Here is a 14842-nt window from a genome sequence, read left to right as displayed (position 1 = left end):
TACGATATCTTATACAATTATAAATATTTTTTTTTGTTTTTCAAAATAAAATTTGCAATATAAACAGTATACAATTGCTTAAACTATTTTACTATACATACTTTATAGATTATAATAGTAAATAGTATTTATCGGGGAAATGAGGAGGTTTATATGAGCGAAACCAAATCGGCTTCAAATTTTATTGAAGCGGAAATAAATAAAGATATAGAGAACAATGTTTATGAAAATAATCGTGTTTTAACAAGATTTCCGCCGGAACCGAACGGATATTTACATGTAGGACATGTAAAAAGTATTTGTTTGAATTTCGGATTGGGAGAAAAATATCATGGGGAAACAAACGTAAGATTTGATGATACAAATCCTACGAAAGAAGATGTCGAATACGTCAATTCAATTTTATATGATGTAAAATGGCTGGGATTTCATTGGAAAGAACCTGTTCATTATGCATCGGATTACTTTCCGGAACTTTATGAATATGCATGCAAATTGATAAGAATGGGATTGGCATATGTAGATGACCAATCAAGTGAAGAAATTCATGATACACGTGGGGATTTGGAACATCCGGGCGTTGAAAGTCCGTGGCGTAATCGTAGCGTGGAAGAAAATTTGCGTTTGTTTAAAGAAATGAAAGAAGGCAAGTACAAAGACGGTGAAAAAGTACTTCGTGCAAAAATAGATATGGCATCTCCTAATATGGTTATGCGTGATCCTGTTTTGTATCGTATTTTACATGTAGCTCATCATCGTACAGGTAATGAATGGTGTATTTATCCGATGTATGATTTTGCACATCCGTTATCCGATGCGATTGAAAAAATTACACATTCGGTATGTACAGTGGAATTTGAAGAAAGAAGACCGCTTTACAACTGGTGCTTGCAAGCATACGAAGGAAAAGAAAAACCTCGCCAAATAGAATTTGCAAGATTAAATGTCACTACTATGATTACAAGTAAGCGTAAACTGCGCAGATTGGTGGAATCAGGTGTGGTTTCAGGATGGGACGATCCTCGTATGCCGACAATTTCAGGAATAAGAAGAAGAGGATATACTCCGGAATCATTAAGACATTTTTGTGACTTGATAGGAGTTGCAAAAGCCGACAGTTTAGTTGATATAGGCATGCTTGAATATTGTATACGTGAAGATTTGAAGAAAAAAGTACCAAGAATAATGACAGTTATAGATCCTGTTAAGGTTGTTCTTACAAATTACCCTGAAGATAAAGTTGAATACATGACAATGGAAAACAATCCAGAAGATTTATCTATGGGAGAACGTAAAGTAGCATTCGGCAGAGAATTATACATAGAACGTGAAGATTTCATGGAAGTTCCGGCAAGAAAATTCTTCCGTATGACACCGGGTAAAGAAGTCAGATTGAAGGGTGCATACATAGTACGCTGCGATGAAGTTATCAAGGATGAAAACGGAGAAATTAAAGAAATTCATTGTACTTGTGATATGGAAACAAGAAGCGGAACGCCCGGTGCGGATAGAAAAGTAAAAGGTACGTTGCATTGGGTAAGTGCAAAAGATGCGGTAGATATTACTGCAAGACTTTATGATTATATGTTCTCGCCGGATGATGTAGATGACGGACGTGACTTTATAGATAAAGTAAATCCGAAATCTTTAATCATAATGAAATCTAAAGCGGAATCTGCAATAAAGAATTACAAAGTAGGAGACAGATTCCAATTTTTGAGAAAAGGTTATTTTATAATAGACAAAGATACAAACGATAATGAAATTGTTGTAAACAGAATAGTAGGATTGAGAGATACTTGGGCAAAATTACAAAAGAAAACAAAATGATAAAACAAAAAATAATTGCATTTGCAATATCATTAATTATATTTTCAAGTATTAATAATGTAGTAAATGCAAAAACATGGAATTTTGAAAATATAGGTAAGACCAAATTGCCCGAAGTAATAAGTATTGATGAGGGAGAACAAAAAACACTCTCCTTTGGGAAATTCGGTGGAATAAAGAAATTTTTCATTCATTCGGGTGCAACGTCCGGTCATTACTATACTATGACCTACAATAAGCCTCCGCATTATTCATATGGGTGGGCAACAAGTCAAGTCTTGGGATTACCGTATTTATTGGAAAATAATTTATATGAGTATAAAAATGCGCCGATAGAAGAAAAATTCGACGCAATCGCACATGGTTTGAATTTGAAAATTGAACAAAACAATGTTTTGTATAAAAATCAAAATCCTTTAAAAAAAATCAAAAGGAATAAAAATTACTGTTGGGAAGGAACTTTTTCCATTCCGAGATATGAAAAAGGTATTGTGTATAATGAAGAATATCAACTCGTTTTACAACACGACAAGTACCAAATTTATTTGGGAATTGTTTGTTACGACGGAGATATTCGGGATATGAAAAATATAGTAAGTGATATACTTGTAAAAAGAGAATTTAAATAATATTAAATTTATGTATTTCGATATAATTATATTGACAATACAAAAACGAATAAGTATAGTATAGTTGTCGTAAATTTAATACGTCTTTTAGGAGGAATATAATGTCTAAAATTGTTATTGTATATTGGACAGGTTCAGGTAATACGGAAGCAATGGCACATGCAGTAGAAGAAGGAGCACAAAATGCAGGTGCCGAAGTATCTTTAAATTTTGTAAGTGATATATCTGCAGATGAAGCGGCTTCATTCGACCACATTGCATTGGGATGTCCTGCAATGGGAAATGAGCAGTTGGAAGAATACGAATTCGAACCGTTCTTTGAAGAATTATTACCGCAATTGCAAGGTAAGAAAGTTGTAATTTTCGGTTCATATTCATGGAACGAAGGTGATTGGATACAACTGTGGAAAGATCGACTCAATGAAGCAGGTGTGGAACTTGTTGCCGAACCTGTAAAGGCATATAGCTATCCTGAAGACGATGTTTTGGAAGCATGCAAAGCATTAGGAGAAAGTTTGGCTAATGCATAGCGTGTAATATAGGAGGTATTATGGCTAAGGTAGCTATTGTTTATTGGACAGGATCCGGAAATACTGAAGCAATGGCACACGCAGTAGAAGAAGGAGCACAAAATGCAGCAGCTGAAGTTGCATTGAATTTTGTGAGTGATGTTACTGCAGACGAAATCGCTTCATTTGATCACATTGCATTAGGATGTCCGGCATCGGGAAATGAGCAATTGGAAGAATATGAATTTGAACCTTTTTTTGAAGAATTGTTGCCTCAATTACAAAATAAAAAAGTAGCAATTTTCGGTTCATATTCATGGAATCAAGGCGATTGGATGCAAATATGGAAACAACGCTTGAATGATGAAGGAATAGAAACAATTGCCGAACCTGTTGTTGCCTACGGTTATCCGGAAGACGATATTTTGGAAGAATGTAAGAAACTCGGTGAAACTTTAGCAAACGCCTGAATACAGTGAATAAAGCACTTTATGTATTGTTTAAAATCAGTATATAAAGTGCTTATTTGTATTTGGTAAAAATTTATCTTCAAAAAAAACAATTTTAGGTTATAATAATCAAAGCGGCTTAAATCAATATACATTTCAAGAAAGAGGAATTAATGAAATATAATCGTATTATAAAATTGGCCACAGCTATATCGTTCATGTGTGCTGTAACTATGAGCGGCTGTGCTTATGCAAATATTACAAATAATGTATTTTTAGCAGAGAATAAAAATGTTTCGGAAGTTAAAAGTACTGAAAAAAATAAAACCGATTTGAAAAAAATAAAAAAACCGGAAAATTCAGAAAATAAAGAAAATTCGGAAAACAAAAAAGAAAACGCTAAAAAAACCGAAAAAGAAAATAAATCTGAAAATGAAACAATAAAAAAAGAAATAAATAAAATTATTTCCATAAATAAAAAACCTTTAAGTGATGAAGATTTTATGTTTAACGGAATATCACTTGGAGATTCCGTTCAATTACTTAAAAAAGTTTTAGGAAAATCAGATTCGGTGATTGAAGGCAATATAAGAGATAAATATGTTTGGGGAAATTTTGATGTTACAGTAGAAAAAGAATTTCCTTACTCATATATAAAACGACAAGATTTGAATTTGAAAAAAGTTATATCCGGAACCGGAATATCTTCATTTTACATTTTCGGTAAAAATGCCGAAACATATAGAAATATATCGGTAGGAACATTAAGAGAATCTGTAATACGTTCGTACGGTAAACCGTCACAACTTTTATGGGACGGAAAAGAAAACAGTTATTACTTTGTTTATCAAAAAGGAAATAAAAAAATATACTTCAATATAAAAGATGATAAAGTTAAATCCATAACGGTTTCTTTGACACCTCCTGAATATTATAAAGAAGATAATCATAAAAAAACAGACAAAATTTCAGTAACGGATAATGATTTGACTATTGCAGGTTTCAAGCTCGGAGATAAATTTGAACCTCATCCGTGGCAATCATGGATCAGTAAAAATACAGGTGTAAGTGAAGAAGTATGGTATTATCCGGGGTATGGTGTTCGTGTAACGTCAAAAAGTAAGTTGATAAACGGATTATTTTTAGACAATTCCGGAATGTTGACATCAAGAGGAATAGCGAAAGGTGATTTACAGTCTACACTTGAATACATTTACGGAGAACCGGATAAAGTGGAAGTAAGTACCGAAGGTAATAATCCTCAAACGGCATACATTTATTTCTCACCTAGTAAAATGAACCTTATGGTTGTATATATAAATAAAGGGAAAATAAGTAACGTAGTTATAACAAAAAACATAAATTAATAATAAAAGAGGTGCTGAATGTATCAGTATTTTTGTGCAGTTATTATCGGTATAGTTGAAGGAATGACGGAATATTTACCGGTATCAAGCACAGGACATATGATTATTGTTTCATCAATGCTGAATTTTACAGGAGATTTGGCAAAATTTTTTGAAGTTTTTATTCAATTGGGAGCAATACTTTCCGTTTTGGTAGTATATAAAGAAAAATTTATTTTCATGTTGGATACTCACCATTGGTTCAGAAAAAAAGGACCGTCATGTTTCAATATAATCATTTCGATGATACCGGCATGTGTTATGGGACTTTTATTTCACGGAATGATAAAAAAATATCTTTTCGGACCTGAAACGGTAATTATAGGTTTGATAATAGGCGGTATTTTTATGATTTACGGAGAAAAGAAAGGTAAAAGAAAAAATGTTTCCGTAAAAAATGTTGAAGATATAAATACAAAACAAGCATTTAAAATAGGATTGTTTCAATGTTTGTCACTCTGGCCCGGATTTTCACGAAGCGGCAGTACGATAGCAGGCGGACTTCTTCTCGGAGTTTCAAGAAAAGCGGCAGCAGACTTTTCATTTATAATGGCGGTACCGCTTATGTTTTTGGCAACGCTCTATGATTTGCTTAAAAACATCAAGTTCTTGCATTTTTCCGATATAGGAGTGCTGCTCACAGGTTTTATAGTGTCGTTCATAGTAGCCTATTTATCCATTGTGTGGTTTTTGAAATTCTTGAATAAATACAATTTGACAGGATTTGCACTATACAGATTTTTAGTTGCAATAGTGGCATTTTTATTTGTGATTTGATTAACTTGCTAAAGAATAATAAAAAATGTTATTATTAAAGTGTATAATTTAATACATCCCGGAGGTGTCTCCATGGAAGTGTATATAAGAACCGATCAATCCGGTGAACCATATGATTCCGGTTCTTATTGTGCTTTACAAGCATGTAAGAATTTGAATATAAATGTAAAAAAATATAAAATTGTATACTCATTACAAAATTACGATATAGAAAATTTAATAGTGGGTACAGTTTCGGATATAAAAGAAATATTGGATCAAAACGGTATAGAAGTGGAACCGCTTGATTATCCGTCCGAATTGAAACAGTTTTTAGGTAGAGAAATTTGGAAATCTACATTATTTGATGTTATAAAAAATATCGAAGAACCTATATTTGTAAAACCGGTATATGAGACAAAAAGATTTTCCGGAACGGTATTGGAAAAATCCGATGATGCGGTAAAACTTGGCGGAAGTCTGACAGATATAGACGTTTGGTGCAGTAAAACGGTAAAATTTGTATCTGAATGGAGATTGTGGGTATTGCATGGAGAAATAGTTGCTCTTACACCTTATCGAGGTAAATGGGATATTTTTCCGGATACGGGTATTTTAAAAAAAGCCGTTTCATTATTTAAATCGGCACCTTCAGCCTATGCACTTGACTTTGCAATTACAGATAAAAATGAAACACTGCTTGTAGAATTCAGTGATGCATACGGATTGCAAAGCATGGGATTGAATCCGAATTTATATTTGAAAATATTAACTGCAAGATGGAAAGAATTGGTATCAAACGTAAAATAACAATTTATTTTGCAAATTAATTTGTTTGGAGGTAGATAAAAGAACTGACTTGTTTTTGTCAGTTCTTTTTGTTTAAAACGCAAAACGGAGGATTTGATGAAAAATTTCGACAATAATTTTATTCAAAGAATAAAAGACAGTCTTCCGATTGAACAAGTTATAGGTGCATATGTTCCTCTAAAGAAAAAAGGTAGAAGTTTTTGGGCATGCTGTCCGTTTCATCAAGAAAAAACACCGTCATTTTCAGTTTCTCCTGATAAAGGTTTCTATCATTGTTTCGGATGTAATGAAAGCGGAGATATAGTATCTTTTGTTGAAAAAATGGATAATATAACTTTTCCCGAAGCCATAGAAAAATTAGCTGAAATAGCAAGAATTGAAATTCCTGAAAAGGAAATGACATATGAAGAAAAGAAAAAAGCCGAACTTTCAAAACAAATATATGACGTTACGGAATTGGCGAGCATATATTTTCATAACTGTCTTACAAAAACCGACATCGGGAAAGAAGGATATGAATATTTTTTAAAAAGGCATTTATCAGATGAAATTATAAAAAAATTCAAATTGGGATTTGCACCGCCGGAGTGGCATAGACTATACTCCGATTTTACTTCAAAAAAGAAAATAAGCCCGGAAATATTACAAATAGCAGGGCTTGTAGGATATAAAAACGGAAAACACTATGATATTTTCCGAAACAGATGTATGTTTCCTATTTTGAATTTGAAAGGGAAAACGGTTGCATTCGGCGGAAGAGTGATGGACGACAGTTTACCGAAATATCTAAACTCTCCCGAGTCGGTGATATTCAATAAAAGAAGATTGCTTTTTGCTTTGTATCAAGCGTTACCGGAAATAAGAGAAAAACGTCAAGCAATTATGGTTGAAGGTTATATGGACGCTATAAGCCTTCACGCACACGGTATAACAAATGTAGTCGCATCATTGGGAACTGCATTTACAATTGAACAAGCACGTTTACTTAAAAGATATGCCGATGAATTGATATTCAATTACGATATGGATGCCGCAGGACAAAATGCAACAAAACGTGCATTGGAAATTGCCGGTAACGTAGGATTGAAACTCAGAGTAGTAAGATTGGGCGACGGAAAAGATCCGGACGAATTTATAAATGCACATGGAAGAGAAGCATACTTGGAAAGCGTTGCACAAGCACAACCTGCTACCGATTATCTTTTTTCGGCGGCATTGAAAAGATACGACAGCAATACACTTGAAGGGCAACAAAAAATTCTTGCAGATATGTTTGATGTCTTGCTTGCGAAAGGAAACTCATTTTATTTCAACTCGTTTATCGTAAAAATGGCAAGACGAATGCAAATGGATGAAGGACTTATAAGAAGTGAAGCATTGCGTTATGCAAGAAAAAAGAATTCAAACGTATTTATTTCACAGAAACAATCCGAAAAAATAAAATCTGAAGACTATGAAACAAAATACAATATGAAAAGGCAAAAATTATTGGAAGAAGGATTTTTCAGGTACTGTCTGTTTAATAATAAATTGCCGGAAGGGTGGGAACTGCTTAAAAAATACGAATTTGCAGATGATTTTCATAAAGAATTGTTCCGAATATTGGAAAAACTTAGCGAAACAAATATAACCGAAAAAGAAACGGAAAAATTACTATCGAGAGAATATGTACCACGATTGGCTGAATTGTTGATGAATTCAAACTCTGTAGGAAATTTGCCTATGGAAGAATACATAAGACCTTTGAAAAAAGTATATTTACAAAGAGAATATCGTGTCCATACGCAACGTGTTGCAGAACTTTTAGAGACAGATCCGCAAAAAGCTCGTGAAGAGCAATTGATTTGTATAAAACTGAGTGAAGAGATCCGTAACTTGAGTAAATGAAGCAACGGATGGTTTATACCAAGGAGAACCGGTATGCGTAAAAAAGAAGAATATAAAAATACAGGCAAGTTGGAAGAATGGATTGAAGAGTTAAATGGAAAATCCGATAAAGACGGAATGATATCCGGAGATATAGTAAATGATTTTGTAAATGAAAATCATATTGATATAGAAGGATTGGATTTGTTAAATGCAGCTCTTCACGAACATGGTATAGATGTCTATATGAACGTACCGGGAGATGAAGATTCAGAAGAAAATAATAAACCCTTGAAGAAAATACAGCCGAAACCTTCAAAAAGAGTATCTCAAGGAATTGACGACCCTGTAAAAATGTATCTGAAAGAAATAGGTACGGTGGACCTTCTTACAGCAGAAGAAGAAGTAACTTTGGCAAAAGCGGTGGAAAAAGGATTACTCTTAGGAGCGACCGAAGAAGAAAAAATAAATGCCGACAAAGCGAAAAAAGCACTTTCAGATGCAAATTTGAGACTTGTAGTATCAATTGCAAAAAAATACCTGGGAAGAGGACTTCAATTTTTGGATTTGATACAAGAAGGAAATTTGGGACTTTTGAAAGCCGTAGATAAATTCGATTACACAAAAGGCTATAAATTCAGTACATATGCAACATGGTGGATAAGACAATCAATCACACGTGCAATTGCGGATCAAGCGAGAACGATAAGAGTACCGGTTCACATGGTTGAAACAATAAACAAATTAAATCGAATATCACGACAACTTTTGCAAGAAAAGGGAAGAGAACCTACAGAATACGAAATAGCAAAAGCTATGGACGTAAGTGTAGGGAAAGTAAGAGAAGTAAAAAAAATAGCACAAGATCCTATTTCATTGGAAACACCGATAGGAGAAAAAGAAGACTCACATTTGGGAGATTTCATAGAAGATCAAGATGCAATAGCGCCGGACGATGCCACTGACTCGATATTGCTTAAAGAACAAATTGAAGAATTGCTTACAAATCTGACGGACAGAGAACGCCAAGTTCTTGAACTCAGATTCGGACTCAAAGACGGAAGACCGCGCACACTGGAAGAAGTAGGAAATAATTTTGACGTTACAAGAGAACGTATAAGACAAATAGAAGGTAAGGCACTTACAAAATTAAAAAAATTAGCAAAAAATCTTTTATAAAATTTGAATTTAAGTCTTGACGTTAAGTATAATTACTGTTAAAATAACATATGTTGATAAAACGGGCCTATAGCTCAGTGGTAGAGCCGACGGCTCATAACCGTCTGGTCCCAGGTTCGAACCCTGGTGGGCCCACCAGCAAATTATGAAGGTTGAGCAATATGCTCAGCCTTTTTTTATAGGAAAAAATATATGTACTTAAAACCGAGATTGCGTGCAGTAGCAAATATGATACCCGACTGTGAATGTTTTGCAGATATAGGAACGGATCATGCTTATATACCGATTGCAATGTTAAAAGAAAAAACAGCAAAAATCGCAATAGCATCCGACATAGGTATAGGACCTCTCAAACATGCACAAGAAAATATAAAAAAAGAAAATCTTGAAAATAAAATATTTACCCGTATAGGTGCAGGGCTGGCTTCTATAAAAATGAATGAAATAAACGGTGCCGTAATAGCCGGCATGGGCGGAAAAATGATTAGAAAAATACTCGAAAACGACAAAGAAAAAGCGGAAGCAACGGAATGGTTTGTGCTTCAACCGATGAAAAATGCACCTGAATTGAGAAAATGGCTTGTAAACAACGGATATATAATATGTGAAGAATCACTTGCAAAAGAAGATTGGCATATATATGAAATACTGTTTGTGAAACATGGGAAAATGAAAATTGAAGATGAATTTTATTATGAAACGGGAGTAACGGAAAACATAAAAAAACATCCGTTGTATAAAAATTTTTTAGAAAGAAAAATTTACAAAAGAAAAAGACTGTTATCAATGATAAATGAAAATACATCTGATGAAAAACAAAAGGGGAAAAGAAAAATCGCGGAAATTGAACTGAAAAGAATGGAGGAAATGCTATGAAAGCCAAAGTAAAAGACATAATAAACATAATGAATCGTTTAGCACCGAAAAAATTTGCAGAATCATGGGACAATCCCGGACTGCAAATAGGAAATCCTGACAGAGAAATCGAAACCGTGTTAACAGCATTGGATGTAACAGTGGATGTAGTAAATAAAGCTATAGAGAAAAAAGCAGGAATGATTATTACACATCATCCGCTTCTCTTTAAACCTTTAAAATGTATAGATATGACAACCGAAAAAGGGAAAATAATAGAACTTCTCATATCAAACAATATAACAGCATTTGCTGCACATACAAACTTGGACACAGCGCAAAACGGAGTAAATGATGCACTCGTAAACATTTTAAATTTAAAAAAATGCACAGGAATGGTACCCGGATATGTGCATGACATTTATAAACTTGTAATTGAAACTGAAGAAAAAAACAGAAATTCAATGCAAAAAGAATTTTCATTTGAAAAAAAATCGGAAGTTGAAAAAAACTTAAAAAATTATGTAAAATTTGAAATATGCGGAAATAAAGAGTACATTTTGAATTTAAAAGAAAAAATATCCGAAAAATATGAAAATGTAAATTTTGAATGCTACGAAATGAAATTTTCCGGGAAACAAGAAATGATGGGAAGAATAGGATATCTTGAACACGAAATGACAGGAAGAGAAGCTCTGAAATACATAAAAGAAAAATTGAAACTGCCGGTTATTAAATTTGCAGGAGATGTAAATAAAACCGTTAAATGTATAGGAGTTCTGGGAGGTTCAGGCTCGGGATTTGCAAAATACGCACAAAAAGGCGGAGCGGATTTATATTTAACCGCGGATTTGAAATATCATGACGCACAAGACATAGCAGGCAGCGGACTTCTTGTAGCGGACGGGGGGCATTTCTACACTGAAAATGTCATAGTTGAACCGCTTGCGGAAATATTGCAAAAAGAATGTAACAGGCTTAAATACGATGTAAAAATAGAAGCATACAAAGACGGAAAAGACATTTTTGGATATATTATTTGAAAATATTAAATAAGAGTGTTATACTTACGCTGCGAGCAGAAAAGATGATTGCAGGCTTTAAAGCGTGAGGAAAGTCCGAGCTCCGCAGGGCAGGATGCCGGATAACGTCCGGCGAGGGTGACCTCAGGGAAAGTGCCATAGAAAAGGAAACCGCCGTTTTACGGTAAGGGTGGAAAGGTACGGTAAGAGCGTACCGGCAACTTGAGTAATCAGTTGGCCTGGTAAACCCCATCCGGAGCAAGACCGAATAGGGAAGGGTTGAAGTTGCCCGCTGACCTTCCGGGTTGTGTCGCTCGATCTGTAGAGTAATCTGCAGACTAGATAGATAATCATCACCGTTTTACGGTACAGAACTCGGCTTATTGAATGCTCGCTTGCAAATTAACAACTGTTTTATACAGTTGTTTTTTTATTGTAATTTTTTAGTCTTTCGAGTTTTAAAATCGGTAAAATAGAAAATTATCAAATATGATTGTAGAAATAAAAGGATATACTATAAAGGATAATTTAATATTATATATTGAACATCATGCAAATATTATATTGTATTTACACGAAATTGTGGCCGAAAATAATATTTACAATTAAGTGTATATAAAAGTGGAGAAATAATAGAGGTATATTTGGGATATGTCAGTATGTATATGTTAATGAATATATTATGTTGGTAAAGCAATGAAGTTTAAGCAAAATGAAAACCGGCGTATTGGACGCCGGTAAATATTATGTATTTATGTTTTTAATTCAGTTATGATTTGAAAGTTTAACTGCTTGCTCAAAGTGTTCATAAATTTCTTTTGACGGTTCTGAATCCGCAAGACTGAATATAATAATTGCTAAGATAGATATTATGAATCCCGGAACGAGTTCATAAATTCCGAACCAATTGAATTGCTTCCAAATCAATACAGTGATTCCACCTGAAATAATTCCTGCATATGCACCCTTTAGTGTCATTCTCTTCCAATATAATGACAGTAAAATTGTAGGTCCGAAACATGCACCGAATCCTGCCCATGCATATGAAACTATGGAGAATATGTAACTGTCCGGATCAGATGCCAATATAAGTGAACATATAGATACAATTAAAACTGTAATTCTACTTACTGAAAGTAACTGTTTTTGTGATGCATTTTTATGGAAAAATGAATTGTATAAATCTTTTGAAACTGCAGATGCTGTAACAAGCAGTTGAGCAGATGCGGTACTCATTATTGCAGCCAATACAGCAGACCAAATCAGACCGGTTATAAACGGACTTGAAAGTGATTCCGCCATTATAATAAATACTCTTTCGGCGTCTGCATTTTGAAGTGCGGGATGAAGATATGCTTTACCTACCACTCCCATAGCTATTGCAAATCCCAGTGACAATACAACCCATGTCATTGCTATGTTTGTAGATTTTTTCAATTCTTTGGAGTCGCTTATTGCCATAAATCTTACAAGTATATGAGGTTGACCGAAGTATCCAAGTCCCCAACCTAATGAAGAAATAATCATTACAAGCATTGCCATTCCATCGGTAGATGAGGGGAAGAATGAAAAGAAATCTGCGCCTACATCGGATAATGCATTTAGTGTAGGTGTGGTGCCTCCTAATGAAATTGTTGCCGCAACAGGTATATAAATTACAGTGAAGAACATCATTGTACCCTGAATCATATCTGTCCAAGCCACGGCACTGAATCCACCTAAAAATGTATAAAATATAACTACAAATGCGCCGATTAAGAGTGATGTCGTATAGGGTAAACCGAATATGGTATTAAATAATTTTCCGGCTGCAACAAATCCGGATGAAGTATATATGATAAAGAACAATATTATAAAAATTGCACAAATAAGTCTTAATCCGTTTTTTGTATCACCGAATCGGTTTGATAAATAATCGGGAATTGTAAGTGAATTGTTTGCAACTTCGGTGTAATTGCGTAATCGTTTTGAAATGAATACCCAATTCAACCAAGTTCCTACAACAAGTCCTATGCCTGTCCAAAAAGCCGAAAGTCCGTTTAAATAGGCATATCCCGGAAGTCCCATCAACATCCAACCGCTCATGTCCGAGGCTTCGGCACTCATTGATGTAAGCCAGGGGCCGAGTTTTCTGTCACCTAAAATATATTGGGATAAATTTTTTTGTTTATTTGAATAATAAACACCTATAGCCATCATACAGCCTAAGTATAAGCAAAAGGCTAAAATAATTTGTAAGTTTACGGTTGTTTCCATAATGTACCTCATTACGTTGAATTCTGTTGATTATTTTATGAAAGGTGATTTAAAATAATCTTTTTTACCGGTTCTGAATTTTATATTTTTCATACAAAGAGCCTGTAAATCAGTTGCAATTAAGTCAAATTTCAGCATTGAAGATGCATATTCGTCAATTTCTTTTAATGCTGTAGGGATTCTTGTGATTACAGGAATTTTTGCTTTTTTTAGCAGATAAGTTTTATTTTTGTTTGCTGCTAAAATTCTTGCATATAAAGGCTTCGGATGAAATGAAAAAGTTGAACGACATCCTCTTTTGGTGAAGAGCAGTGAAGCACCAATTCGTTTAAGTCTTGTGTATAGATATCGCTTGTTTTTTATTTGGTCAAGCATTTCTGTATATGTTGTGTAAAGAGTGTTTTTATGCCAACGATTTTCTAATCCTTCCGTAAACAAGCATGATGTTTTCAGTTCGTCAATTGTAAATAATCTGCTTTGTAATAAACACATATCATAGTAGCGTTCGACAGATAAATAATTACCGTTTTCTATACATTGTAAAACTTCGTCCGAAATAAGTTTTTTATCGAAATTTGAAAGTGTGTTGTTACTTATTTTTTTTCTTATTTCCGTTGCAGATATAGGATTTTCAGTATTTCTTTTCACAGTAATTATTTTTAAAGGTAGCTTATGAGTATATATAGCATCTGTATAACGAAATGCCAAAATGTTATTGGGTTTGGTAAGTTCTTTTGAAAGATAGGAAGAGTGATTTTTAAATGCTTCTGTCAGTGCCGAGGCATATGATAAACCGTTTTTCAATTCATTATGAAATTTGTTTTTAAATGAATTTGTGTGGATATAAGAAACGGCATTATATATTTCCTCTTCAGATAGTGATTCGGTACCGAATGCAATCGCATCGCATCCAATGGCTGAAAGCAGTAATACTTGATTTTCAGAGAAATAATCTGCACTTTGAAGTGCGCAGAGTGCGGGAAATTCTATAACAACATCTATACCGTTTGTTATTGCCCATTTTGCTCTAGTCCACTTGTCGAAAAAAGCCGGTTCTCCTCTTTGGACGAAAGAACCGCTCATTGCAGCTATAAAACTTGCTTCAGGATATTTTTTTTTCAATGTTGAAATCATTGATTTATGACCGGCATGGAACGGATTCCATTCAGCCGGAATTCCTATATAGTTCATTAAGAACTCCTTGTTATGAAAGTATATTTATTATTTTATCATATTATTATATGTGTAAGCCATGTATGCTATAATATTTCTAAC

13 protein-coding genes, 1 tRNA gene and 1 other RNA gene are annotated in these 14842 nt (G+C 33.9%); 13 read left to right on the top strand and 2 right to left on the bottom strand.

What is annotated here, in order from left to right; all coding sequences use genetic code 11:
- Nucleotides 1–153: 153 nt before the first annotated feature.
- The 13 genes from P6922_RS00595 to rnpB all read left to right on the top strand — a co-directional run bounded on the left by P6922_RS00595 (nucleotide 154) and on the right by rnpB (nucleotide 11709).
- Nucleotides 154–1830: a glutamine--tRNA ligase/YqeY domain fusion protein gene (locus P6922_RS00595; protein ID WP_007554422.1), complete on the top strand. Its 1677-nt coding sequence runs from the start codon at nucleotides 154–156 to the stop codon at nucleotides 1828–1830.
- Entirely contained in the window at nucleotides 1827–2459 is a 633-nt protein-coding gene (locus P6922_RS00590) for a hypothetical protein (RefSeq protein WP_276873466.1), read from the top strand. The genes P6922_RS00595 and P6922_RS00590 overlap by 4 nt, the downstream gene beginning before the upstream one ends.
- Before the next feature lie 101 nt (nucleotides 2460–2560).
- Nucleotides 2561–2989, top strand: a complete 429-nt coding sequence (locus P6922_RS00585) for a flavodoxin (protein WP_007554334.1) — start codon at nucleotides 2561–2563, stop codon at nucleotides 2987–2989.
- Nucleotides 2990–3009: 20 nt separating this feature from the next.
- Nucleotides 3010–3438, top strand: a complete 429-nt coding sequence (locus P6922_RS00580) for a flavodoxin (RefSeq protein WP_276873464.1) — start codon at nucleotides 3010–3012, stop codon at nucleotides 3436–3438.
- 152 nt (nucleotides 3439–3590) lie between these two features.
- Nucleotides 3591–4784 (top strand): hypothetical protein, encoded by a 1194-nt coding sequence (locus tag P6922_RS00575; protein ID WP_276873462.1) that lies wholly within the window; start codon nucleotides 3591–3593, stop codon nucleotides 4782–4784.
- A gap of 18 nt (nucleotides 4785–4802) precedes the next feature.
- Nucleotides 4803–5600 (top strand): undecaprenyl-diphosphate phosphatase, encoded by a 798-nt coding sequence (locus P6922_RS00570; protein ID WP_276873461.1) that lies wholly within the window; start codon nucleotides 4803–4805, stop codon nucleotides 5598–5600.
- A gap of 72 nt (nucleotides 5601–5672) precedes the next feature.
- Nucleotides 5673–6389 carry an ATP-grasp domain-containing protein gene (locus tag P6922_RS00565; protein ID WP_007555538.1) on the top strand — a complete coding sequence of 239 codons (717 nt, stop codon included), beginning with the start codon at nucleotides 5673–5675 and terminating at the stop codon, nucleotides 6387–6389.
- 96 nt (nucleotides 6390–6485) lie between these two features.
- Complete coding sequence (gene dnaG / locus P6922_RS00560; RefSeq protein ID WP_276873460.1) at nucleotides 6486–8276, top strand: DNA primase; 1791 nt, start codon at nucleotides 6486–6488, stop codon at nucleotides 8274–8276.
- 33 nt (nucleotides 8277–8309) lie between these two features.
- Nucleotides 8310–9434 (top strand): RNA polymerase sigma factor RpoD, encoded by a 1125-nt coding sequence (gene rpoD, locus P6922_RS00555; protein ID WP_276873459.1) that lies wholly within the window; start codon nucleotides 8310–8312, stop codon nucleotides 9432–9434.
- 63 nt (nucleotides 9435–9497) lie between these two features.
- Nucleotides 9498–9572: transfer RNA gene (locus tag P6922_RS00550), tRNA-Ile, on the top strand.
- Between the two features lie 54 nt (nucleotides 9573–9626).
- Nucleotides 9627–10310: a tRNA (adenine(22)-N(1))-methyltransferase gene (locus P6922_RS00545; RefSeq protein ID WP_276873458.1), complete on the top strand. Its 684-nt coding sequence runs from the start codon at nucleotides 9627–9629 to the stop codon at nucleotides 10308–10310.
- On the top strand, nucleotides 10307–11332 hold the full coding sequence (locus P6922_RS00540) for a Nif3-like dinuclear metal center hexameric protein (protein WP_276873457.1): 1026 nt from the start codon (nucleotides 10307–10309) through the stop codon (nucleotides 11330–11332). The genes P6922_RS00545 and P6922_RS00540 overlap by 4 nt, the downstream gene beginning before the upstream one ends.
- A gap of 32 nt (nucleotides 11333–11364) precedes the next feature.
- Nucleotides 11365–11709, top strand: an RNA gene (gene rnpB, locus P6922_RS00535) — RNase P RNA component class A.
- Between the two features lie 367 nt (nucleotides 11710–12076).
- Here the strand turns inward: rnpB and putP are convergent.
- Together putP and P6922_RS00525 are read right to left on the bottom strand one after the other, a co-directional pair.
- A complete protein-coding gene (putP, locus tag P6922_RS00530) occupies nucleotides 12077–13567 on the bottom strand; it encodes a sodium/proline symporter PutP (RefSeq protein WP_276873456.1) in 1491 nt (496 codons plus the stop codon).
- Nucleotides 13568–13597: 30 nt separating this feature from the next.
- Complete coding sequence (locus P6922_RS00525; protein ID WP_276873454.1) at nucleotides 13598–14758, bottom strand: nucleotidyltransferase family protein; 1161 nt, start codon at nucleotides 14756–14758, stop codon at nucleotides 13598–13600.
- Nucleotides 14759–14842: the final 84 nt, after the last annotated feature.

Source organism: Dialister micraerophilus (genome assembly GCF_947090205.1).
Classification (GTDB): Bacteria; Bacillota; Negativicutes; order Veillonellales; family Dialisteraceae; genus Dialister; species Dialister micraerophilus.
Note: the sequence above shows the minus strand (reverse complement) of the source record. Positions and strands in the feature narration are given on the sequence as shown.